Raw genomic sequence first — 24,178 nt, 5'->3', positions numbered from 1 at the left:
GTTATCTTTGCGCGGAGAGAGCCCTCACCCGGCCTCTCCCGCAAGCGGGAGAGGTGAAGTACCTCACGCGCGGACGCGCTTTCGCGCCGGCCTTGAAGCTGCGGCGACCTTCGCCTTGAGGACGGCAACGGGCAAATGCCGAAGCAGCGTGGAGAGCCGAAGCTCGGTCTCGCCGGTATCGGTGGCATAGCCTTTGATGGCGACCGCGCCGTCGAAAGCGTCCGCTTTCGGCCAGACGCGGCCGATTTCGGTGAAAGGCGCAAAGGACTTTGCAACGACGACGATGACGGCGTCCCGCTCCCACTGTCGCGCAAAGGCGATGACGTGATCGCGGTGCGGCCCGCTCGCCTCCAGCGGCAGATAGTTGCCTTGCGTGAACACATCAGGTAGTTCGCCGCGAAGTCGCAGCAGGTGGCGGGTCCAGGCAAGCTTCAGCCGACCATCGGGCCATTCCCGCACAAGCTGCGCCCAGTCCGGCTTCTCCAGCGCCGCAAGCACGGATGAGCGCGCAGCAAAATCCACAGGACGGCGATTGTCGGGATCGACGAGGGAGAAATCCCAGAACTCGGTGCCCTGGTAGAAGTCCGGCACCCCGGGAAGCGTGGCCTTCAGCGTGAGCTGGCTCAGCGAATTCAGTGCGCCCAATAGCGATAGCCGCCGTGCGAGGGTTTCGAGCGCGCTCAGGAATTCGGCCGAACGCGAACGGTCCAGAATGCGTTCCAGGAACGTCTTGACCCCGGCCTCATAGGTCTGGTTCGGATTGAGCCAGCTCGTCTCCTGCTTGCCTTCGCGAGATGCTTTCAGCGCGTAGTCCTGCATGCGTTCCAGAAAATGCGGATCGTCAGGCTGCCACGCCCCGAGCAGCGTCTGGTAGAGCATGTACTCAGAGGTCGCAGACGGTGCGCGAAATTCGCCGTCGACCACCAGATGCGGCGCGTTGAGGACTTTCCAGCGCGAGACCGCGCTGGTCCATTCCCCGGGAATTTCCGCGAGCGCCAGGATGCGGGCACGGGCGTCCTCGCCGCGCTTGGTGTCATGGGTCGCGGTCGCGGTCATGCCGTGCGGCCATTCGGTTGCGCGCCTCTGCATCATCTCGTGAAATGCGTCGATCGACAGCGCCTTTGCGGCAGGATCGCCGCCGACCTCGTTCAGCGCGAGCAGGCGGTGATAGCGATAGAACGTGGTGTCCTCCAGCGACTTTGCCATCATCGGCCCGGTGAATTGCTGCACCTTCTGCGCAAAGCGGCGGACGCGCGGCGCGCTGTGGGTGGCGCGGCCAGGCTTGATGAGGTCCATGGTCAGCGCGTCCTGCAGGAAACCGAAAATGCCTTCGTCGGCGGCGAACCAGTCGCCGCGTGCCCGCGTGACCGTCTTTGCGATCAGCGCGCGATCGTGCGGCGTCGGACCGGACGCGCTGAGATACGTGCGATAGACCGGGAAATGCAGCACGTAGAGTTCGAGCGCCTGCCGCAGGCTGTCGGCGGAAAAATCGCGGGTCGAATAGTGACCGTTCGCGATCCGCGCGAGCAGCCGCCACAGCACGGTGAACTCGCTGGTCAGAAGCGTCTCGAGGACGCGGCGCTTCGCCTCTCTCAGCACCGGCGTCAGCCTTGGCGAGCGGTTGCTGATCTGCCGCCAGATCTCGTCGAGCGGCTCCAGGCCCTTGTCCTCGACCAGCGCTTGCGTGATCGCGTTCATCCATTCATAGCCGGTGGTGCCGTGAACGCCGGCCAAGGCCGGCAGCTTCTCGCGCTCGCCGAGGATCTTTTCGATCACCAGATAGAACGGCCGGCCGGCGCCTTGCGAATGCCGGATCAGGCGGCGCAGCCGCTGGCAATATTGCGCGGGATCGCACAAGCCGTCGATATGGTCGAGCCGCAGCCCCTGCAGCTTGCCTTCGGCGATCAACCGCTTCACGAGCAGGTGGATGGCCTCGAACGTGCCGGCGTCCTCGACGCGGATGCCGGCGAGGTTGTTGATGTCGAAGAAACGTCGGTAGTTGATGTCGCTGGAGGCGAGCCGCCAATGGCCGAGCTTGTAGTGCTGGCGTTCGAGCAGATGATGCAGCGCGAGCGTTTGCGCCTGCCGCCCCTCGCCGGCGCGATAGGCGGATAGCCCGCGCGCGATGATCTCGGCGGCGCCGGCGATCGAGTTCAGTTCCGCCTTGAAGCCAGGTGCTTCCTTCCGATTGGGATGTCGCAGTCCTTTATAGCGCGACGCGAGCGCCAGGATGGCTTTGCCGGCATCGCTATCGGCAGCGTCAGCCTCACGCACGATCGTTCGCAGCATCTCGCCGTAACGCTCCGGCGCGATCGGCAGGCGGTGCTCGTAATACCAGGCGGAGAAGCTGCCTTCGCCGGCGTCGTAGCGCAGCTCGATCTCGCCGCGCTCCAGCGCCTGCCCATAGGACGAGCCGAGGATCGGCAGCAGCACGCCGCCGCGGGCGCGGTAGGGCAATTGTTCCCAGTCGATGTCGAAGCAGGCCGCGTGCGGCGAGGTGGGGCCCCACTCGAGCACGTCGAGCCACCAGGGATTGTCGTCGAAATGCACACCCACATGGTTGGGCACGAAGTCCAGGATCAGGCCGAGATCGTGCTGCTTCAGCGTCGCATGCAGGCGCTCGAAACCGGCCTCGCCGCCGAGTTCCGGATTGAACTTGGTGTGATCGACGATGTCATAGCCGTGGGTCGAGCCCTTGCGCGCCTTCATGAAAGGCGAGGCATAGAGATGCGTGATGCCGAGCGACTTGAGATAGGGGACGACCTCGGCGGCAGCATCGAAGTCGAAATCGGCGGTGAGCTGCAACCGATAGGTCGCGATCGGAATCGCGGGAGGCATTCTTTTATCCGATGTGCCAGCACACCGACCAAGGAGGGAGGTTATCGCCCAACGCACTGCCCCACATCAAAGTTCCGGCAGGACGGTCTTTCGGCGCCGCGATCTCGCGATCGGCGAGATTGGCGGTCAGCGACAGCCGCCTGCCGTCGCCCATGCGCCAATGCGCCGTCAGCAGGCCGTTGTCCGCCTGCGCGTCGCCGAAGCTGGCGCCGGCAAGCCGCGGCATGATTTCGCGGCGGCGCATCGCAAGCAGGCTCCTGACCAGCGCCAGCCGTGTCCGCCCCGGCTCGCGGTCGCACTCGGTCCAATCCAGCACGGCCGATTGAAAGGTCGATCGCTCCAGCGGATCGGGAACCTCGTCGCCATATTTGGCGTAGGCCCAGGCATATTCCTCGCGCCTTCCCTTGCGGACGGCGTGGGCGAGATCGCCGTGGAAATCGCAGAAGAACGGAAACGGCGCCTTCGAGCCCCATTCCTCGCCCATGAACAGCATCGGCGTCATCGGCGCCAGCAGCGTGATCGCAAGCGCGGCCTCGATCGCTTTGGGATCGGCGAGGCTCTCCAGTCGGTCGCCGAACGCGCGATTGCCGATCTGGTCGTGGTTCTGCAGGAAGTTGACGAAGCAGGTCGGCGACAGCGCGCTGCTCGGCTCGCCACGAGGGATACCGCCCCAGAAGGCCGAGACCTCGCCCTGATAGACGTAGCCGGACGCGAGCGCGCGGGCGAGGTCGCCACGCGGCGAACGCTGATAGTCGCCGTAATAGCCTTGCGCCTCTCCAGTCAGCATCACATGCCAGACGTGGTGATAGTCGTCGTTCCATTGCCCGCGATATTTGCCGCGCGGCGGGTCCTCGGTGGCGTCGAGCAGGCTCGCACGATTATCGCTGTTTTCGAGCACCATGTTGATGTGCCGGCCGGTCTCTGCCGCAAGCTTGCCGACGGCGATGCTGAGATCGTGCAGGATCGGGATTTCGCCGGCTTCCACGATGGTGTTGACGGCATCCAGCCGCAGGCCGTCGAAGCGGTAATCGCGCAGCCAATGCACCGCGTTTCCGATCGCGAAGTCGCGCACTTCCTTGGCGCGATAATCGATCGCGCTGCCCCAGGGCGTATGCGCATCGGTGAAAAAGTTCGGCGCATAGCGGCCGAGATAATTCCCTTCGGGACCGAAATGGTTGTAGACGACGTCTAGCATCATCATCAGCCCGCGCTGATGGGCGGCGTCGATCAGCGCCTTCAAATCCTCCGGCCGGCCATAGGCGCTGTCCGGCGCGTACCACAAGACACCGTCATAGCCCCAGTTGCGTGTTCCTGCGAAATCAGCGAGCGGCATCAATTCGAGCGCGGTGATGCCGCTCTCGACGAGATGGTCGAGCCGGTCGATGATCGCGCGATAGGTGCCCTCCGATGTGAAGGTGCCGACATGCGCCTCGAGAACGACGGCCTCATGCCACGGCCGCCCGCGCCAGTTGGTGGCGCGCCACGGGAAGGCGTCATGATCGATCACCTCGCTTTCGCCGAAGACGTCGTCGGGCTGGAACGCGGAGGCGGGATCTGGGACGTCGATCTCGTCATCGATGCGGAATTTGTAGCGCGCGCCGGCGGCGATGCCGGGAATTTCGGCCGTGAACCAGCCTTGGTCGCCGCGGCTCAGCGCATGCGGCTTGTCGAGCAGCACGTCGACGCGCTTGGCCGCCGGCGCCCACAGGCGGAACAGCGCGCCGTCCTTCGTCAGCAGGGGGCCGAAATGCCGCTCATTCATGCCGAGCCCGCAAAGGCGAGCACCGAGCGGGGAGGCGCCTTGGTCTCGGCGCCGGACGCGAAATCAACGGGCATCTGCTTGTTCTCGGTGGTGTTGAGCACCTGGCGCCAATTCCTGTACTCGGGCATCACAGGCATCTTGAACGCGATCTCTTCCGGTGCGGCATTCAGCACAATAAAGATCGGCGCCTGCCCTGGTTCCATCGGTCCGAGCACATAAGAGAGAAAACGCCCCTCCGGGAAATTCCAGTCGGATTCCTTCATCTCTTCGGCAGCCGGCGTCAGCCACAACACGCCGTAGGAGCCGTCGACGCGGCGGCCGGCCAGCCAGCGTTGTGAGCGAAGCTGGGCGAACCTGCGGCGCAGGTCTGTCAGGTGGCCGACGAAAGCGGTGAAATCCTCGATCTCATCGCCAAAATTGTCCCAGTTGACCCAGCCGACCTCGTTGTCCTGGCAATAGGCATTGTTGTTGCCGTTCTGCGAATTGCCGACCTCGTCGCCGGCGAGCAATAGCGGCGTGCCCTGTGCCAGCAACAGGCAGGCGAGCTGGTTCTTCCGCAACTGGCGGCGCAGCGCGATGATATCAGGATCGTCGGTCGGGCCCTCGACGCCGCAATTGTTGCTGTGGTTGTCGTTGGAGCCGTCGCGATTGTCCTCGCCATTGGCCTCGTTGTGCTTCTGGTTGTAGCTGAAGAGGTCCATCAGCGTGAAACCGTCATGCACGGTGATGTGATTGACGCTGGCGCGCGTCGCCCGGTTGTCGTGATTGAACAGGTCCGACGACGCCGTCATGCGGCTCGAGATGTCGCCGATCAGGCTGCCTTCGCCGCTCCAATAGCGCCGCATCGCGCTGCGATAGCGGTCGTTCCATTCCGACCATTGCGAGGGAAACGCGCCGACCTGGTAGCCGCCGAGGCCGAGATCCCAGGGTTCGGCGACGAGCTTGACGGTGGCGAGCACCGGATCCTGCCGGATCGCGGTGAGGAAGGACGCATTGCGCTCATAGCCATTCGGTGCGCGCGCCAGCGTGGTCGCGAGATCGAAGCGGAAACCGTCGACATGGCAGACCTCGACCCAGTAGCGCAGCGAATCCATCACCATCTGCAGCACGCGCGGGTGGGTCAGCCTGACGGAATTGCCGCAGCCGGTGAAGTCGTCATAGTAGCGCGGATTGTCCGGCTTCAGCCAGTAATACGAGGCGTTGTCGATGCCGCGGAACGACAGCGTCGGGCCCATATGGTTGCCCTCGGCGGTGTGATTGTAGACGACGTCGAGCATCACCTCGATGCCGGCATCGTGCAATCGCGCCACCGTGGTGCGGAAGGAATCGAGCGCATTGTCCTGGGCGTAGCGCGGCTCCGGCGCGAAGAAGGCGAGCGTGTTGTAGCCCCAGTAATTGGCGAGCTTCTTCTCGACCAGGATGCGGTCGTCGATCAGTCCGTGGATCGGCAACAGTTCGATCGTGGTGACGCCGAGCCGCTTGAGATGGTTGATCATGGCGGGCGAGGACAGTCCGCCATAGGTGCCGCGCAGGTTCGGTGCGATGTCCTCGCGCTTCTGCGTCAATCCCTTGACATGGGCCTCGTAGATGATCGTGTCTTCCCAGGGGATGTTGGGACGGATTTCGCGGCGGCCCCAGTTGAAGGTCTCGTCGACCACGACCGCCTTCGGCATGCCGCGGGCATTGTCGCGCCGGTCAAAGGAAAGGTCTTCGCGCGCGCTGCCGGTGCGGTAGGCGAAATGGGCGTCGCTCCACACCAGCCGTCCGGCGAGCCGCTTGGCATAGGGATCCAGCAGCAGCTTGTTGGCATTGAATCTGTGGCCGCGCTCCGGCGCGTAGGGGCCGTAGACGCGATAGCCGTAGAGCTGGCCCGGCGAGACGTCGTTGAGATAGCCGTGCCAGACGTCCTCGGTTCGTTCGGGCAGCTCGATGCGTTCGAGCTCGCGCCGGCCCTGGCTGTCGAACAGGCACAGCTCGACCTTCTCCGCATTCGCGGAGAACAACGCAAAATTGGTACCCCTTCCGTCCCAACTGGCGCCCAGCCGGGACGACGTTCCCCCAGTCAGTCGCATACGTCAGCTTTCCGGTACGAGGAAGATCGCAGCCAGCGGCGGAATGGTCAGGCTGAGCTCGGGCACAAGCCCTTGATGCGTGAGCACCTCACCGATATTGCCGACATTGCTGCCGCCGTAATGCGACGAGTCCGAATTCAGCACCTCACGCCATTTCCCGGCAAAGGGCACGCGGACGCGATAGTCGTGATAGACGTTCGGCGAGAAGTTGACCACCACCAGGCAGCGCGAACGCGCGCTGTTGCCTTTGCGGATCCAGGCGAACACGTTGTGGTCGGCGTCATCGGTGATGACCCATTCGAAGCCGGCCGGATCGCAATCCAGCTCATGCAGCGCCGGCAGCGCGCGATAGAGCCGGTTCAGGTCGCGGATCAGCGCCTGCACGCCGGCATATTTCGGCTGCTCGGTGAGATGCCAGTCGAGCGAATGTTCGTGCGCCCATTCGCGCTCCTGACCGAACTCGCAGCCCATGAACAACAGCTTCTTGCCGGGATGGCCGAACATGAAGCTGTAGTACGCGCGCAAGTTCGCGAAGCGCTGCCAGTCGTCGCCGGGCATGCGGCCCAGGATCGAGCGTTTGCCGTGCACGACCTCGTCATGCGAGAGCGGCAGGATGAAGTTCTCCGAGAAGGCGTAGTGCAGGCCGAACAGGATGTCGCCGTGGTGATATTTGCGGTGGATCGGCTCCTTGCCGATGTAGCGCAAGGTGTCGTGCATCCAGCCCATGTTCCACTTGTAGCCGAAGCCGAGCCCGCCGAACTCGACCGGGCGCGACACCTGCGGCCAGGCGGTGGATTCTTCCGCGGCTGTCGTCGCCTGCGGAAAGCGTCCGAACACTTCGGTGTTGAAGCGGCGCAGGAAGTCGATCGCCTCCAGGTTCTCGCGGCCGCCATATTTGTTCGGGATCCAGCCGCCCGGAGGACGGCTGTAATCGAGATAGAGCATGGAGGCGACTGCGTCGACGCGCAATCCGTCGACGCCGTAGCGGTCGAGCCAGAACAGCGCGTTGGAGACCAGGAAATTAGTGACCTCGGTGCGCCCGTAATTATAGATCAGCGTACCCCAGTCGAGATGGCGGCCCTGCAGCGGGTTGGCGTGCTCATAGAGCGCGGTGCCGTCGAAATGGCCGAGGCCGTGCGGATCGTCGGGGAAGTGTCCGGGCACCCAGTCGAGCAGCACCCCTAACCCTTCACGATGGCAGGCGTCGACGAGTGCGGCGAAATCGGCCGGCAAGCCGAACCGGCTGGTCGGTGCGAACAGCCCCGTGGGCTGATAGCCCCAGGAACCGTCGAACGGATGCTCGTTGACGGGGAGGAATTCGAGATGGGTGAAGCCCATGTCGCGCGCATAGGCTGGAAGCTGTTCGGCGAGCTCGCGATAGGTCAGCCACTCATTGTTGCCCTTGCGCCGCCATGAGCCGAGGTGGACTTCGTAGATCGAGATCGGCGCGCCGATAGCGTTGATGCCTGACGGCGCTGCATGCGGATGCGGAATGTGGTCGAGATCGACCACGATCGAGGCGGTCTTCGGGCGCAGCTCCGCGCCAAACGCCACTGGATCGGACTTCAGCGGCAGATGCTGGCCGTTGGGGCCGATGATATCGAACTTGTAGTGGTCGCCGGCGCGCGCATGCGGGATGAACAATTCCCAATAGCCGACGCCGCGCACCCGCATCGGATGCCGCCGCGCGTCCCAGAAGTTGAAATCGCCGACCACGCTGACCCGCCGCGCGTTCGGTGCCAGCACCACGAACGCGACGCCGTCGACGCCGTCGAGCATCATCGGATGCGCGCCGAGCTTGTCGTAGATGCGCTGGTGGGTGCCTTCGCCGAGCAGATAGAGGTCGAAGTCGCTGAGGACCGGCGGGAAGCGGTAGGGGTCGTCGAGATCGACGACATTGTCGCCGAAGCGGGCGCGAAGCTGGTAACGGCGCGAGCCGTTCGGCAGCGTGCCGGCGAACAGGCCGGCATCATGAATGCGCGCGAGCGGCGCGGTCTCGCCGTGCTCGCCGATCGCTTCGACATTGGAGGCTTCCGGCAGGAAGGCGCGCACGACGCTCTGGTCGCCCTCGGCATGCAGTCCGAGATAGCGGAAGGGATCGGAATGACGACCCTCGATGATCGCGTAGGCTTCGGCAGGCAATCTGGTCATTGCGGCTCATGCGGTTGTTGCGCCAGGATGCGGAGCATCCCGGTGAGCGGGACGCGCAGCCAGTCGGGCCGGTGCGCCAGCTCATATTCGATCTCGTAGAATGCTTTCTCAAGCAGGAAGTAGTTGAGCATCCGCTCGGCGGCTTCGGGATCGGCTGGCCACAGGGGCTGGCCCGCCATGGTCTCGCGATAGGCGGCCAGGAATGTCGCTGTGGCCTGGTCGCGCCAGTCGGCGAGCGCCAGCGCGAGCTTGCCTTGCTCGTCGGATGCGACCTTCAGCGCCCGATCGAGCGCGGCGGTGACGGAGTAGTCGATCGAGCGGACCAGGCCGGCGACATCGCGCGCCGCCGGTGCCTTGCGCCGCCGCTCAGTGATGCTCCGCCGCGGCTCGCCCTCGAAATCGATGATGAAGATGTCGTCCTTGACGATCAGCATCTGGCCGAGATGGAAGTCGCCGTGATGGCGGATGTTGAGGCCGTCGATGTCTCCGGGCAGCAGCGCCTTCAGCCGGGCCGGCAAGGTATCCTGCTGCGCCAGAAACTGGGCCACGAGCGGGCGATCGGCCTCTTTCAGCGCATCCCGCCGCTGCGTCAGCGTCTCGAAGACGCGATCGGCACGGGCCATGATGTCGTCGGTCCAGCGCTGCACGTCCTCCGGGCTGGTCGGCTCCGGGACGAACTCGGGCAGGTCGCGGTTGCTCGCCAGCGCAATATGCAGCTCGGCGACCCGTTTTCCCGTCTGCGCCATGTAGCGCAGATAGGAGATCTGCTGTTCGCCTTGCTTCGTCTCATGGTTGGTCGCGAGCAGCCGCTGCTCGTCGACGAAGCGGTCGAGATAGGCTGATGTTACGGTCCATGCCTCGCCCTGGTTGGTGACAAAGGCGTGAACGACGCCGATCGCGCTGTGCTGCTCGCCCTCGACGAGCTCGACCGTCCCGAGCAGCGCTGGCGTGTTGGCGAAGCCCGCGACGTCGGTGAGGAAACGCCCCATCTCGATTTCCGGATTGATCCCGGGCTCGAGCCTGCGATAGATCTTGACGACGTAATCCTCGTCGACCAGCGCCGTGCTGTTGGACTGCTCGGTCTCCACCGCGCGGATGCGCTGGGGCTGCTTGATCGGCTTGTCCGTGAAGCGGCTGGTCGGGCGGAATTCGAGGCGCAGCGCGATGCCCAGCTCCTCGTCCTCCAGCGTCAGCGACTGCGCCAGATTGCGCAGCAACAGCGCGATAAAGATCTCGTCGGTCGCGACGTCGAGCAGCGTGCCTTCGCGCGCGCCCTGTCGTACCGCGGCGAGTGCGCGCGGATTGTAGCGCTCGCGGTCGAAGCGCACCCATTCGATCCGGATCGGCAGCACGTAGCGTGAGGTGGCGCCGCGCTGCGTGGTCTCGAAGAAAGCGAGCCAGGGACGGTTGTCGCCGATGTCGCAGAACGGAATGGCGGAGACGAGCAGCGGCTGGATCGCTTTCGACAAACTCTCGGGGTACCAGCGCGCCCGCGACAGGTGGCCCGGCAGCACGTCGCGCTCGAACACACCGCGGGCGCGCGCCAGCGACACCCAAGTCGAATTCAGCGGCACGACCAGCGTTTCGAATTCGGGTACCGCGCGCCGCGGCATGTCGATGGTCTTGTCGGGCTCCTGGAGCTGGAACCAGTAGAAGCCATACGGCGCCAGCGTGATCATATAGGGCAGTTCGCCGATCGTCGGGAAGCGCGTGCGGCCGAGCATCTCCAGGGGAATGCGTCCCTTGAAGGCGGAAAGGTCGAGCTCGGTCGCCTGCGCCGAGCGCGACAGGTTGGCGACGCAGAGAATGACCTCGTCCTGGTACTGCCTGACATAGGCGAGCACCGAGCGGTTCTCGGGGCGGATGAAGGTCATGGAGCCGCGGCCGAAGGCCAGCGTCGACTTGCGCACGGCGATCAGCCGCTTGGTGGCGCTGAGCAGCGATGACAGGCTGCGCGACTGCGCTTCCACGTTCACGGACTCATAGCCATAGACCGGGTCCATGATCATGGGCGCATAGAGCCGCGCGGGATCGGCGCGGGAGAAGCCGCCATTGCGGTCCGGGCTCCATTGCATCGGCGTGCGGACGCCGTTGCGATCGCCGAGATAGATGTTGTCGCCCATCCCGATCTCGTCGCCGTAATAGATGATCGGCGTGCCAGGGAACGAGAGCAGGAGCGAGTTCATCAATTCGATCTTGCGCCGGTCATTGTCCATCAGCGGCGCGAGGCGGCGGCGAATGCCGACATTGATGCGGGCGCGGGGATCGTTGGCGTAGGTCGACCACAGATAGTCGCGCTCGACATCGGTGACCATTTCCAGCGTCAGCTCGTCATGGTTGCGCAGGAACAGCGCCCATTGGCAGCTCGCCGGGATATCCGGCGTCTGCCGCAGGATGTCGGTGATCGGAAAGCGGTCCTCCTGCGCGATCGCCATGTAGATGCGCGGCATCAGCGGGAAGTGATACGCCATATGGCATTCGTCTTCGCGGCCGAAATATTCCTGCACGTCCTCCGGCCATTGATTGGCTTCGGCGAGCAGGACCTTGCCCTTGGCGTAGGTGTCGAGCTCGCGCCGCAGCAATTTGATGATGGCGTGCGTCTCGGCCAGGTTCTCGTTGTTGGTGCCTTCGCGCTCGCAAAGATAAGGGATGGCGTCGAGCCGGAAACCGTCGACGCCGGTGTCCAGCCAGCGCTTCATCACCTGCACGATGGCGCGCACCACGCGCGGGTTGTCGAAGTTCAGGTCGGGCTGGTGCGAGAAGAAGCGGTGCCAGTAGAACTGGCCCGCTTCGGGATCCCAGGTCCAGTTCGACTTCTCGGTATCGGTGAAGATGATCCGCGTGCCCTGGTATTTCTGGTCGGTGTCGCTCCAGACATACCAGTTACGCGCGCTCGATCCGGGATGGCTGCGGCGCGCACGCTTGAACCAGGCGTGCTGGTCGGAGGTGTGATTGATGACGAGCTCGGTGATGACGCGCAGGCCGCGCTTCTTGGCTTCATGGATGAAGCGCTTGAAGTCCTTCATCGTCCCGAAATCGGGATTGATGTCGCCATAGTCGGCGATGTCGTAGCCGTCATCGCGTCCGGGGGACGGATAGAACGGCAGCAGCCACAGCGTGGTGACGCCGAGGTCCTGCAGATAGCCAAGCTTCTCGGTCAGCCCTGCGAAATCGCCGATGCCGTCATTGTTGCTGTCGGCGAAGGCCTTGACGTGGAGCTGGTAGATGATGGCGTCCTTGTACCAGAGCTCGTCCGCCGTCTCGGTGGCTATCAGTTCCTTCGTCTCGACCGCTGAAAGCACGTTCATGGTGCCGCCCCCTCAGGCCAGGCAGCGGAACAGCACCGCCGGATCGCGCATTGGATCGATCCGCACCCGGATGCCGCCCCAGTCGAGTGCATAGCGTTCGCCCGTGATGAGGTTCTCGACCGCAGCGACGTGGCGCCGCTCATCGCCGGCACCTAGCTGGACATCGCCGAGCGGCAGCCAGAATTCGTGGACGTCGCGCGACAGCACGATCGCGACCGCAATCGTGTTGCTCCCGTCGACGGCTTCCTTGACGAACCCGATCACGTTGCTGTCCTCGATGGGCAGGAAACGCAGATTGCCGGTCTGCTGCAGCGCTGCGTTGGCGCGGCGCACCAGGTTGAGGTCGCGGATATAGGGCTTGATGTTGCCGGGCTTGTCCCAGTCACGCACCTTGATCTCGTATTTCTCGGAATCGAGATATTCCTCCCGCCCGGGGATCGGCTCGTGCTCCAGCAGTTCGAAGCCGTTGTAGAGGCCGTAGGTGCCAGACAGTGTCGCCGCCAGCGCCACGCGGGACTTGAACATCCAGGGTTCGCCGCCCTGCAGATGGAAGGGCAGGATGTCGGGCGTGTTGACGAAGAAATTCGGCCGGTAGTAGTCGCGCTCGGGATAGCCGGTGAGCTCGACCAGGTATTGCTCCAGCTCCCAGCGCTGGGTGCGCCAGGTGAAATAGGTGTAGGACTGGGTGAAGCCGAGCTTGGCCAGTCCCTTCATCAGCTTCGGCCGCGTGAAGGCCTCGGCGAGGAAGATCACGTCGGGATGGTGCAACTGCACCTGGTGGATCAGCCATTCCCAGAACGGGAACGGCTTGGTGTGAGGATTGTCGACGCGGAAAATCTTCACGCCCTGGTCGACCCAGAACAGGATCACGTCCCGCAGCGCATTCCACAGCGCGCCTGCGTCCTCGCAGCCGAAATCCGGGTTGACGATGTCCTCATATTTCTTGGGCGGATTCTCCGCATAGCGCATCGAGCCGTCGGGGCGCTTCTTGAACCATTGCGGATGTTCCTTCAGCCAGGGATGGTCCGGCGCGCACTGCACGGCGAAGTCGAGCGCGACTTCCATGTTGTGCTCCTTGCACGCCAGGACGAAGGCGCGGAAATCCTGCAGCGTCCCCAATTCCGGATGAATGGCGTCGTGGCCGCCCTCAGCCGAGCCGATCGCATAGGGGCTGCCGGGATCGCCGTCCTTGGCCGTCACCGCGTTGTTGCGTCCCTTGCGGTTGATCATGCCGATCGGGTGGATCGGCGTGAAGTAGACGACGTCGAACCCCATCGCCGCGACGTCGGGCAGGCGGTCGATGCAGTCCTGGAAGGTGCCGTGCTGTCCCGGCACCTTGCCTTGGCTGCGCGGGATCATCTCGTACCAGGAGCCGAAGCGCGCCTGTGGCCGGTCGGCGACGAAGGGGAAAAGCTGCGATCGCGTCAGGTCCGGCCGCATCTGGCTTTCCGCCATCGCGTCCTGCAATTCGGACGTGAGCAGGGGTGCGGGATCGCCGGTCTGGAGATAGGTTTCGCACTGCTTGAGGATGACGGCCGCAGCCGCCCGTCCGCCGCCCTGCGCCTTGGTCAGCATGCCCGCGCCCTCGATGGCATCGAGCGTCACATCGGCGCCGGCCTTCTGCTTCAGCTCAAAGCCGTGGCGCCAGGTGGCGAATTCGTCGGTCCAGGCCTCGATCGCATAGAAATAGCGGCCGGGTGTGTTGGGGACGAACGAGCCGAACCAGCGGTCGTTGGCATGCATGGTCATCGGCTCGCGCCGCCATTCGTGGTCGAGCTCGCCGCGCCAGATCAGCTCGGCGGCGACGATGTCATGCCCGTCGCGATAGACATCGGCCCAGACCTCCACGGGCTCGCCTACGATGCGTTTCACGGGGAAGCGGCCGCCGTCGATCAGCGGGTAGACGTCCTCGATATGGAAAGTGCCGGCCGCACTCTCGACAGTTTGAGCGGTTTTGTTCACGGTGATGCCGCCATTGACAAGGAAATGACGCCCCCGTCGCGTGAAGGATACGCTTCGGACTGATATAGAAAGCCGCTCGCAGGACATTGGTTCCCACGGAACGGCTCGGAGGACAGCGAGTTAAACATCATCTATCCCCTTCCCGCATCTACATAATTTCGTGACCCGCACTCCCGGGTTGCTAGCAAAGCGCGTGCCGAATGGACCCCTACGCCAAAGCCAGAGACCTTGGAATTACGACCGAATATATCGACGGTCAGGGCCACCGCCGTGTGACAGACGCGGCTGCATTGCAAACGATCCTCGACGCATTGCCGCCGCGCGAACCACGCCGATGGATCGACCAGCCGGTTGTCGTCCGGCTCGGCCGCGCGGCGCCATCGGAGCTTTCGGTGGACGCCAAGTTGCCGGTCGGATGGACGATTTCGGCTAGTGGCAAAATGATGGCGAAGGGCGAGGCGCGCGAGCGGGCGATATCCTGGCCGCAGGATTTGCCGGTCGGGGTGTACCAGCTCCGCCTGACCGACGCCGCCGGGACGACCGAAGCGCTGCCGCTGATTGTCGCACCCGAACGCGCCTTTGGCGGCGATTTCGACCGCTGCTGGTTGCTGGCGGTCCAGCTCTACAGCGTGCGCTCCGCGCGCAACTGGGGCATGGGCGATTTCACCGACCTGCGCGGCCTGATCGAACTCGCCCATCAGTTGGGTGCCGGTGGTATCGGACTTAACCCGCTGCATGCGCTGTTCGATGATCGCCCCGGTGATTGTAGCCCCTATTCGCCGAACAGCCGGCTGTTCCTCAACGCGCTCTATATCGACGTCGAGAAGCTGCCGGAATTCCGCGCTGATCCCGGCACCAATCACAAGCTCGCGCAACTGCGCGCCGGGGACATTGTCGATTATCGTGCGGTTGCGGCGTCAAAATGGCAGGCGCTGCGCGCCGCATTCGCCAACTTCAAGGCCAGCCCGACACTCGAGCGCCGGCAGGACTTCGAACGCTTCAGGGCCGAGCGCGGGCCGCTGTTGTCGCGCTTCGCCTGCTTTGAGGTCTTGCGGAAAAAGTTCAACCAGCCCTGGTGGGAATGGCCCGAGGAATGGCGGCGGCCGGACGACGGCAAGTGCAGCCGTCTGCGCAGGAGCGCCGATTTCGGCGAGATCGAATTCGTCGAATTCGTGCAATGGAACGCCGACAGGCAGCTTGCGGCGTGCGACGCGCTCGCGCACCGGCTCGGCATGAAGGTCGGGCTTTATCTCGATGTCGCCGTCGGTGTGCAGTCCGACGGCTTCGATGCCTGGAACGAGCAGGTCGCGATCTCGCGCCTGCTCGGCGTCGGCGCGCCGCCGGACCCGCTCAACACCGCCGGACAGGACTGGGGTCTCGCCGGCTTCAACGCCGCCGGCCTCGAAATGCGCGCCTTCGAGCCTTTTCGGGACATGCTGCGCGCCTCGATGCGCCATGCCGGCGCGATCAGGCTCGACCATGTGCTCGGCTTGAAGCGGCTTTATCTGGTGCCGCGCGGCTTCGGCCCGGAGAACGGCGCCTATGTGCAGATGCCGTTCGAGGCGCTGTTGGCCGCGACCGCGCAGGAGAGCGTAGCGCATCGCTGCGTCGTGATCGGCGAGGATCTCGGCACCGTGCCGGAAGGTTTTCGCGAGCAGATGAACGGCTGGGGCATCTGGTCCTATCTCGTGATGATGTTCGAGCGCGACGACAGCGGGGCGTTTCGCGGCATTGACCATTACGCCGCCAATGCGCTGGTCACCTTCAACACCCATGATCTCGCGACCTATGCCGGCTGGCGCTCGTTCAGCGATTTGAAGCTGAAGCGTTCGCTCGGGATCGATCCGGGCGAAAGCGACGAGGCGCGCTGGCGCGCACTTGGCATGCTGGACGAGGTGCTGCGCCAGAATGGCATCGAGCGCCATGACCTCTATTCGGTCGCGAGCTTCCTGTCGCGGACCAGGTCGCGCCTGCTGACGATCTCGCTCGAGGACCTGCTCGGCCTGGTGGACCAGCCGAACATCCCCGGCACCGTCGACGAACATCCGAACTGGCGGCGCCGGCTGCCGGTGTCGATCGAGCACATCGCCTCCGCCATCGATGTCGAAGCGCTGAAGAACGCCACCCGCAAGCGGTCGTCCGCGTCAGCGTGAAAAGGGAGCAGTCGCCACCGTGTCTTGCAGGATCGAAGATTACGGACTGATCGGCGACTGCGAGACGGCGGCACTCGTCGGCCGTGACGGCTCGATCGACTGGCTGTGCTGGCCCGCATTCGATTGCGATGCCTGTTTCGCGGCGCTGCTCGGCAACAACAGGCATGGCCGCTGGCTGATCGCGCCGGCCGAGGCCATCACAAAGACCTCCCGCCGGTACCGCGACAACACACTGATCCTGGAGACGCGGTTCGAGACGGCGAGCGGCGTGGTTGAGCTGATCGACTTCATGCCGCCGCGCGGCAATGCGTCCGACGTCGTGCGGCTGGTGCGCGGCGTGAAGGGCACCGTCGGCCTGCGGATGGAGCTGATCATCCGCTTCGGCTTCGGCGCCGATATTCCCTGGGTCAAGAAGAGCGTGGATGGATCGGCGCTGCTGGCGATCTGCGGGCAAGACATGGTCGTGCTCCGCTCGCCGGTCGAGACCCGTGGTCAGGACCTCACCACGGTGGCCGAATTCACGCTCAGCGAAGGCGACGTTGTGCCTTTCGTGATGACCTACGGCCCCTCGCATCTGCCGGTTCCGGGGCCGATCGATCCAGCTAAGGCGTTGCAGGACACTGAGGCGTTCTGGACCGAATGGTCGAGCCGCTGCACCTATGAGGGGTTTGCCCGCAACCTCGTGCTGCGCTCTCTGATCACGTTGAAGGCGCTGACCTTCGCGCCGACCGGCGGCATCGTCGCGGCGCCCACGACCTCGCTGCCCGAGAAGCTCGGCGGCCAGCGCAACTGGGACTACCGCTATTGCTGGCTGCGGGATGCGACCTTCACGCTGCTGGCGCTGATGAACTCGGGCTATACCGAGGAGGCGCTCGCCTGGCACAATTGGCTGTTGCGTGCGGCTGCAGGCGCGCCGGCCAACATGCAGATCATGTACGGCATCATGGGCCAGCGGCGGCTTCTGGAATGGGAAGCGCGCTGGCTGCCCGGCTATGAGGGCGCGCAGCCGGTGCGCATCGGCAATGCCGCGCATGCGCAGTTGCAGCTCGACGTCTACGGCGAATTGATCGACGCCTTCCACCAGTCGCGCATGGCGAAGCTGCAGCTCGACGATGCGAGCTGGTCGCTGGAATGCGCCGTGCTCGAGCACCTTGCGGAAGAATGGGACCGGCCGGACAACGGCATCTGGGAACGTCGCGGCGAGGCCAAGCATTATGTCTTCTCGAAGGTGATGACCTGGGTGGCCTTCGATCGTGGCATCAAGAGTGCGCGGAAATTCGGCCTCAAGGCGCCCATCAACAAATGGCGGGTGCTGCGCGAAACGATCCACCGCGATGTCTGCGCCAAGGGATTTGATCGCAGGCTCAACGCGTTCGTCGAATCCTATGGCTCGAAACTGCTCGACGCCAGTGTGCTGCTGCTGCCGGCCGTTGGCTTTTTGCCGCCGACCGATTCACGGATCCGCGGCACGCTGGCGGCGAGCGAGCAATACCTGATGCGCAATGGCTTCGTGATGCGGCATGATCCGCGCGAGGTCTCCGAGGAGAAGCAGCCGATCGAGGGCGCCTTCCTCGCCTGCACGCTTTGGCTTGCCGATGCCTATGTGCTCGCGGGAGAGGTCGGGAAGGCGCAAGCCCTGTTCGATCGCGTGATCGCAGTTGCCAACGACCTCGGCCTGCTCGCCGAAGAGTATGATGCCATCGCCGGCCGCCAGACCGGCAATTTCCCGCAGGCGCTGACCCATATCGCGCTGATCAACACCGCGCACAATCTCAGCGATGCCAAGCGGGCAGGGGAGAAGCCGGCGGTGCAGCGGTCGAAATAGGCTGCCGCCTGGACCCGCGCGACGGAACCCGCGGGGTCAACGATCATTGTTGCAAGCATCTCCTTGGAGGATCGGCAATGGCTCGCCTGTTCGCCGCAGCACTGCTTGCGTGCTCGCTGTCGGGGCCGGTGTTCGCTGCCGGCCTCGATGCCGCGGCGATCAACACTGCCGGGTACCGGGCTCGCCCCACGGCCGAAGACAGGGCCGATGCGACAATCATCAAGGTCCAGGTCCTGCTTGGTCGCGCGCTGTTTTCGCCCGGAGAGATCGACGGGAAGTTCGCCGAGAATACGCGGAAAGCGCTGCAGGCATTCGCGGAAGCCAAGGGCCTGACGTTTCAGAAGACGCTCACCCCGGAGATCTGGGCGAAGCTGAACGAGACCAGCCAGGGCGAGATCATCACGAGCTACACAATCTCCCAAAAGGATGTGAAGGGACCGTTTGTCAGGAGAATTCCCGCCAAGTTGGAGGCAATGAAATCGCTTCCGGCGCTCGGCTACAAAAGCCCGCGCGAGGCGCTCGCAGAGAGATTCCACATGAGCGAGGCGCTGCTCGCTCAGCTCAACCCCGGCAAGAAGTTCGACCGGGCCGGCGAGATCATTGTTGTCGTCAACGGTCGCGATCCCCAGCTCAAGCTGAGCGTGGCGCGGATCGAGGTCGACAAGTCGCGGCAGACCGTCAAGGCGTTCGACGGCGGCGGCGCGCTGCTTGCCTTCTTTCCGGCAACCGTCGGCAGCGAGGACAAGCCGACGCCGAGCGGCACGCTCAAGGTGATCTCGTCCGACGCCAATCCGTACTACCGCTACAACCCGGCCTACAAGTTCAAGGGCGTGCGGTCGAAACGGCCGTTCGTCATCAAGCCCGGCCCGAACAATCCGGTCGGGTCATACTGGATCGGGCTTTCGGGGCAGGGCTATGGAATTCACGGCGCGCCCGAACCCTCGAAGATCAGCAAATCCGCATCCCATGGCTGCGTCCGCCTGACCAATTGGGACGCGACGCTGCTCGGCGCGAGCGTCAAGAAAGAGACGCCGGTGGATTTTGTCGAGGCGGCGGTGAAGGAGAGCTGAGTGCTCCCTCGTCATTGCGAGCGCAGCGAAGCAATCCACGCCTCGGCGCGCGGAGAGGTGGATTGCTTCGCTGCGCTCGCAATGACGCGAGTTTTTGCAAGCACGGTGTCCCCACAAGTACCGGTGTCGTCCCGGGCTTGACCCGGGACCCATAACCACAGGGCGTCGTTGTTTGCTCCGCTGCAACTGCCTGCGTGCGCCACCATAGCTTCCTGTGGTTATGGGTCCCTGCTTTCGCAGGGACGACAGCGGTAGGATGGGTAGAGCGAAGCGAAACCCATCACGCGCATGCCTCGTCACGCAGTCTCGTTGTAGTTCAACATCATCTCGATCGCCTTGGCGAAGCCGTCGCGTTCGTTGCTGTCGGTCACGAACTTCGCCTGGCTCTTGACCTCGTCGGTGGCGTTGCCCATCGCAAACTGAACGCCGCTCCTGGCGAACATCGGCAGGTCGTTGCGCATGTCGCCGATGGTCGCCACCGCCTCGGTCGGAATGCCGAGCCGTTTCGCCATCGCCTCGACAAAGGTGCCCTTGTCGTAGCCGGGCGGGGTGACGTCGAGATAATAGGTCTGCGAGCGGACGGCGGTCGCCTCGGTGCCGACCGCTTGCTGCATTGCGGTTTCGCAGCGTGCAAGCAGCGGGGCGTCGGACGAGGCGCCGACGATCTTGCAGGCCTGGTCGAGATAGGGCGTGTAATCCGTGACGATGGTCGGGTCGTGCCTGATGGTGTGCCGCTCGTGCGCGACATATTCGCCGTCGGGATTGGCCGTCAGCCAGCGGTCGTTCGTGAACAGCCAGATGTCGACGCCGAATTCGCGGAGCAGCTCGATGCTCCGCCGCGCGGTCGCGGGTGGGATCAGGTGCTGCTCGACGGGCTTAAGCTGAGGATCGATGATCGAGCTGCCATTGAAGGCGCCGACCGGCAGCGTGATCGACAGCGGCTCGATCAGGAATCCCATGCCGATCGAGGGACGGCTGGAGACGATGGTGAAGCCGATGCCGGCCGCATGCAGCTTGTGCGCGGCTTCCCTGGCCGCGTCGGTCAGGACCTTGTCCTTGGTCAGCAGCGTACCGTCGACGTCGGAAACGAGCAGGGCGATGCGCGTCATGGGGTGACCTGTTTCATTTGGCGGATGATGGCGTCGACGATGGCTTCGACTGTGGCGTCAATCGAGACGATGATCGGACGTTCGCTCAGGCTAGGCGGCTCCAGGGTCTGGAACTGGCTGGCCAAGAGGCCCGGCGGCATGAAATGGCCCTTGCGCTGGGCGAGCCGGCTCGCGATCAGCGCCTCGCTGCCGTCGAGGAAGACGATGCCAACGTCATCCCGTCCGTGCAGAAGGATCTCGCGATAGGCGCGCTTCAGCGCCGAACAGGCGACCACAATGCGCTGGCCTGCCTTGCAGACACGGTCGATCTCGTCGGCGATCGCCTGCAGCCAGGGGCGGCGGTCGTCATCGGTGAGCGGCTGGCCTGCGCTCATTTTCGCGACGTTGCTGGCAGGGTGAAAGCGGTCGCCGTCCTCGAAACGCCAGCCGAGCCGCTCCGCGAGCGTCTCGCCGATCGTGCTCTTGCCCGAGCCGGAGACGCCCATCACGATCAGGGCGCAGAGGGTTGCCGCATCACCCACGAAAATTCTCCGGCCGCGCGGCCTCGTCGATCAGCCAGACCGTCTCGCCGATGGATTGCGCGCGGTTCGCCGGCAGGTTCTCGCCGGCGAAGGCGCGGGTCAGGATCGCGCGCTTGTCCTTGCCCGCGACCTCGAACAGCATTTCGCGACAGCAGGACAGCGTCGGCAAGGTCAGGCTGACGCGCGGCACGAACGGTTCGACATTGGCTTTGGGCACGCCGACCACCCATTGGTCGGTCACGTCGATCGCAGGGTAGTTCGGAAACAGCGAGGCGGTGTGTCCGTCCGGCCCGACGCCCATCAGCACCAGATCGAACAGCGGACGGGCCGCGTCGAGCGCCTCCGCGCCGTAGAACGATTGCAGTTCGCGCGCATAGTGGTCCGCCGCTTCATCGGGACTTGCGGCATCGGTTGGGATCGGATGGATGTTGGACGCGGGCGCGTAGCGATCCAGGAACGTCCCGCGCGCCATCGCCATGTTGTTCCTGGGATCGCCAGCCGGCACGAAGCGCTCGTCGCCGATGAACCAGTGCACGCGGTCCCACGGAATCCCGGCACGGCAGGGCTCGGTCGCAAGCAATTGGTACAGCGCTTTCGGGCTCGATCCGCCGGTCAGGCAGATCGCGATCCGGCCGCTGTTCGCGGCCATCCGCGCCAGCACCCGCTCCGCGGCGGCCTTCGCCAGCGCCGCGGGATCGGCGACGGTGATGATCTGGCGGCGACCGACGGCGGTCATCGTCAGCCGAGCTTTCGCCAGCTACGGCCGTCGCGGGTCAGAAGCGCGTTGGCGGCCTCAGGCCCCTCGCTGCCGGCCTTGTAGGGCTGCAGACCGGCGCCGCCGGCCTTCTTCCAGGCATCGAGGAAGGGCTGTACGGCCTGCCAGCCGGCCTCGACGCTGTCGGCGCGCTGGAACAGGAGGTTGTCGCCGATCATGCAGTCATAGATCAGCGTCTCATAGCCGGTCGACGGCTCAGCCTTGAAGTAATCCTTGTAGCGGAACTTCATCTCGACGCCGTCGATGTCGATGGCCGGGCCGGGCACCTTGGTGTTGAACTGCAGTTCGATGCCCTCGGTCGGCTCCGTCGAGATCACGAGGTAGTTCTGCGAGAGCTGATCGATCGGCGTGTCGCGGAACATGGCGAACGGCGCCTGCTTGAACTTGATTGCGATCTCGGTGCGCTTGGCGGCCAGGGCCTTGCCGGTACGCAGATAGAATGGCACGCCGGCCCAGCGCCAATTGTCGATGATCAGCTTGAGCGCGGCATAGGTTTCGGTGGTGCTGCCGGATTTGACGTCCGCGGTCTTGCAATAGTCCTGGATATCGGTGTCGCCGATCTTGCCGCCACGATACTGCCCCCGCACCGAATTGTGCAGGGCTTCCTCCTCGCTCTGGAGCTGGATCGCAGCGAGCACTTCGGCCTTCTCCGTACGCACCGCGTGTGCCTCGAACCGCACCGGCGGCTCCATCGCGACCAGCGACAAGAGCTGGAACAGGTGGTTCGGCACCATGTCGCGCAGCGCGCCGGTCGAATCATAGAAGCTGCCGCGATGGCCGACGCCGAGCTTCTCGTCGACGGTGATCTGCACATGATCGATATGGTTGCGATTCCAGATCGGCTCGAACATGCCGTTGGCAAAGCGCAGCACCAGGATGTTCTGGACGGTTTCCTTGCCGAGATAGTGATCGATCCGGTAGATCTGGTGCTCGTCGACCAGCTTCAGCAACTCGGCATTCAGGTGCCTGGCCGAGTCAAGGTCCGTACCGAACGGCTTCTCGACCACGATCCGCCGCCAATAGCCGTTCTCCTTCAGCATGCCGGTGCGGGCGAGCTCCCTGGTGATCGGCAGGAAGGCGCTCGGCGGCGTTGCGAGGTAGAACAGGCGGTTGCCGCCGGTGTCGCGCGCCGCCTCGGCCCTGTCGAGCTGAACCCGCATCTGCTCGAACGACGCAGGGTCCTTGGGGTCGGCTTCAACCGCCGTCACGCATTCGAACAGGCGCTTGGCGATGGCCTCGTCGACAGGGCGAGTCGCGAACTGCCGCAATCCCTTCATCAGGCTCGCGCTCAATTCCGCGTTCGACATGCCGCCGCGGGCGACGCCGACGACGCAGAATTTGTCGGGCAGCAGGTTGGTCGCGGCGAGGTTATAGAGGGCAGGGATCACCAGCCGGTGCGCGAGGTCGCCCGTGACGCCGAAGATGATGAAGGAGCAGGGGTCGGGTTTCCTTTGCGCGTGACCGTTTGTCATCGTTAAGCCTTCCCTAGCTCTTCTTGGCGCTTTGCGGCGGCTCCCGGTGGCCGCCGAAACCGGCGCGCATGGCGGAGAGAACCTTCTCGGCGAAGGTGTGGTCCTTGCGCGAGCGGAAGCGGGCAAACAGCGCCGCCGTCAGCACTTCCGCAGGCACCGCCTCGTCGATCGCAGCGTTGACGGTCCAGCGGCCTTCGCCGGAATCCTCGACGAAGCCGGAATAATTATCGAGGGTGGCGTTCTCGGCCAGCGCGATCGCGGTGAGATCGAGCAGCCAGGACGGGATCACGCTGCCGCGCCGCCAGACCTCGGCGATATCGGCGATGTCGAGATCGAAGCGGTGGTCCGGTGGCAGCGCCTCGCTATTCGCGTTCTTCAGGATGTCGAAGCCTTCGGCATAGGCCTGCATCAGGCCGTATTCGATGCCGTTATGGATCATCTTGACGAAATGCCCTGCGCCGACGGGACCGGCATGGATGTAGCCCTGCTCGATGCGGGGATCGCGGCCCTCCCGTTGCGGCGTGCGCGGAATGTCGCCGGCGCCGGGCGCGAGCGCGCTGAAGATCGGGTCAAGCCGGTCGACCACGGATTTCTCGCCGCCGATCATCATGCAGTACCCGCGCTCGATGCCCCAGATGCCGCCTGAGGTGCCGACGTCGACATAGTGCAGGCCGCGCTCCTTCAGCGCCTGTCCGCGGCGGACGTCGTCCTGCCAGAAGGTGTTGCCGCCGTCGATGATGGTATCGCCCGGCTGCATCAATTTGGACAGCGCGTCGATCGTCGCCTCGGTGATCTTGCCGGCCGGCAGCATCACCCAGGCGGTGCGCGGCTGCTCCAGCTTGCGCACGAACTCCTCCAGCGAGGCGGAGCCTAAGGCATTGTCGGCGGCGAGCGCGGCGACTGCCTTCGGATCCTTGTCGTAGACCACGGCGGTATGGCCGTGCGCCATCAGGCGGCGGACGATGTTGCCGCCCATCCGCCCCAAGCCGATCATGCCGAGCTGCATGTTCTTTCGTCCTTACTGTTGAGCATGACGCCGTTGGTTACTTACCTCTCCCGCTTGCGGGAGAGGTCGCTGCGCTCTTGGCGCAGCGGGTGAGGGCTCTCTCCCCACGGATAGTCCCTTTACGGAAGCACCCTCACCCCAGCCCTCTCCCGCA

General features: G+C 64.5%; 14 protein-coding genes. 3 read left to right on the top strand and 11 right to left on the bottom strand.

The window, feature by feature from the left end; translation table 11 throughout:
* Window positions 1-63 precede the first annotated feature (63 nt).
* Genes treY through ACVJGD_RS15490 form a run of 6 tightly spaced genes read right to left on the bottom strand, consistent with a single transcriptional unit; the run spans window position 64 to window position 14,093 of the window.
* Complete coding sequence (gene treY, locus ACVJGD_RS15515) at window positions 64-2,838, bottom strand: malto-oligosyltrehalose synthase (RefSeq protein WP_456635155.1); 2,775 nt, start codon at window positions 2,836-2,838, stop codon at window positions 64-66.
* A gap of 4 nt (window positions 2,839-2,842) precedes the next feature.
* A complete protein-coding gene (treZ, locus tag ACVJGD_RS15510; protein WP_456635154.1) occupies window positions 2,843-4,600 on the bottom strand; it encodes a malto-oligosyltrehalose trehalohydrolase in 1,758 nt (585 codons plus the stop codon).
* Window positions 4,597-6,672, bottom strand: a complete 2,076-nt coding sequence (gene glgX, locus ACVJGD_RS15505; RefSeq protein ID WP_456635153.1) for a glycogen debranching protein GlgX — start codon at window positions 6,670-6,672, stop codon at window positions 4,597-4,599. Before glgX ends, treZ begins: the two co-directional genes overlap by 4 nt.
* 3 nt (window positions 6,673-6,675) lie before the next feature.
* Window positions 6,676-8,823 carry a 1,4-alpha-glucan branching protein GlgB gene (gene glgB / locus ACVJGD_RS15500; protein ID WP_456635152.1) on the bottom strand — a complete coding sequence of 716 codons (2,148 nt, stop codon included), beginning with the start codon at window positions 8,821-8,823 and terminating at the stop codon, window positions 6,676-6,678.
* Entirely contained in the window at window positions 8,820-12,131 is a 3,312-nt protein-coding gene (gene treS / locus ACVJGD_RS15495) for a maltose alpha-D-glucosyltransferase (RefSeq protein WP_456635151.1), read from the bottom strand. The genes glgB and treS overlap by 4 nt, the downstream gene beginning before the upstream one ends.
* A 12-nt stretch (window positions 12,132-12,143) precedes the next feature.
* The gene (locus ACVJGD_RS15490; RefSeq protein ID WP_456635150.1) at window positions 12,144-14,093 is read right to left on the bottom strand and encodes an alpha-1,4-glucan--maltose-1-phosphate maltosyltransferase; all 1,950 of its coding nucleotides are present in this window, start codon (window positions 14,091-14,093) and stop codon (window positions 12,144-12,146) included.
* Window positions 14,094-14,293: 200 nt separating this feature from the next.
* On the opposite strand from ACVJGD_RS15490, the gene malQ reads away from it, so the two are divergent.
* The 3 genes from malQ to ACVJGD_RS15475 all read left to right on the top strand — a co-directional run bounded on the left by malQ (window position 14,294) and on the right by ACVJGD_RS15475 (window position 19,141).
* Window positions 14,294-16,246: a 4-alpha-glucanotransferase gene (malQ, locus tag ACVJGD_RS15485; protein WP_456635149.1), complete on the top strand. Its 1,953-nt coding sequence runs from the start codon at window positions 14,294-14,296 to the stop codon at window positions 16,244-16,246.
* 19 nt (window positions 16,247-16,265) lie between these two features.
* Entirely contained in the window at window positions 16,266-18,071 is a 1,806-nt protein-coding gene (locus ACVJGD_RS15480) for a glycoside hydrolase family 15 protein (RefSeq protein ID WP_456635148.1), read from the top strand.
* Between the two features lie 77 nt (window positions 18,072-18,148).
* The gene (locus ACVJGD_RS15475) at window positions 18,149-19,141 is read left to right on the top strand and encodes a L,D-transpeptidase family protein (RefSeq protein ID WP_456635147.1); all 993 of its coding nucleotides are present in this window, start codon (window positions 18,149-18,151) and stop codon (window positions 19,139-19,141) included.
* Between the two features lie 296 nt (window positions 19,142-19,437).
* On the opposite strand, the gene ACVJGD_RS15470 is transcribed toward ACVJGD_RS15475, so the two are convergent.
* Genes ACVJGD_RS15470 through gnd form a run of 5 tightly spaced genes read right to left on the bottom strand, consistent with a single transcriptional unit; the run spans window position 19,438 to window position 24,024 of the window.
* Window positions 19,438-20,250 carry an HAD family hydrolase gene (locus ACVJGD_RS15470; RefSeq protein WP_456635146.1) on the bottom strand — a complete coding sequence of 271 codons (813 nt, stop codon included), beginning with the start codon at window positions 20,248-20,250 and terminating at the stop codon, window positions 19,438-19,440.
* Window positions 20,247-20,735, bottom strand: a complete 489-nt coding sequence (locus ACVJGD_RS15465) for a gluconokinase (protein WP_456640262.1) — start codon at window positions 20,733-20,735, stop codon at window positions 20,247-20,249. The genes ACVJGD_RS15470 and ACVJGD_RS15465 overlap by 4 nt, the downstream gene beginning before the upstream one ends.
* Window positions 20,736-20,763: 28 nt before the next feature.
* Entirely contained in the window at window positions 20,764-21,507 is a 744-nt protein-coding gene (gene pgl, locus ACVJGD_RS15460) for a 6-phosphogluconolactonase (protein WP_456635145.1), read from the bottom strand.
* A 2-nt stretch (window positions 21,508-21,509) separates the two neighbouring features.
* Complete coding sequence (gene zwf / locus ACVJGD_RS15455) at window positions 21,510-23,018, bottom strand: glucose-6-phosphate dehydrogenase (protein ID WP_456635144.1); 1,509 nt, start codon at window positions 23,016-23,018, stop codon at window positions 21,510-21,512.
* 13 nt (window positions 23,019-23,031) lie between these two features.
* Entirely contained in the window at window positions 23,032-24,024 is a 993-nt protein-coding gene (gene gnd, locus ACVJGD_RS15450; protein WP_456635143.1) for a phosphogluconate dehydrogenase (NAD(+)-dependent, decarboxylating), read from the bottom strand.
* Between the last annotated feature and the right edge of the window lie 154 nt (window positions 24,025-24,178).

It is taken from the genome of Bradyrhizobium sp. USDA 10063, from assembly GCF_054063735.1.
Note: the sequence above shows the minus strand (reverse complement) of the source record. Positions and strands in the feature narration are given on the sequence as shown.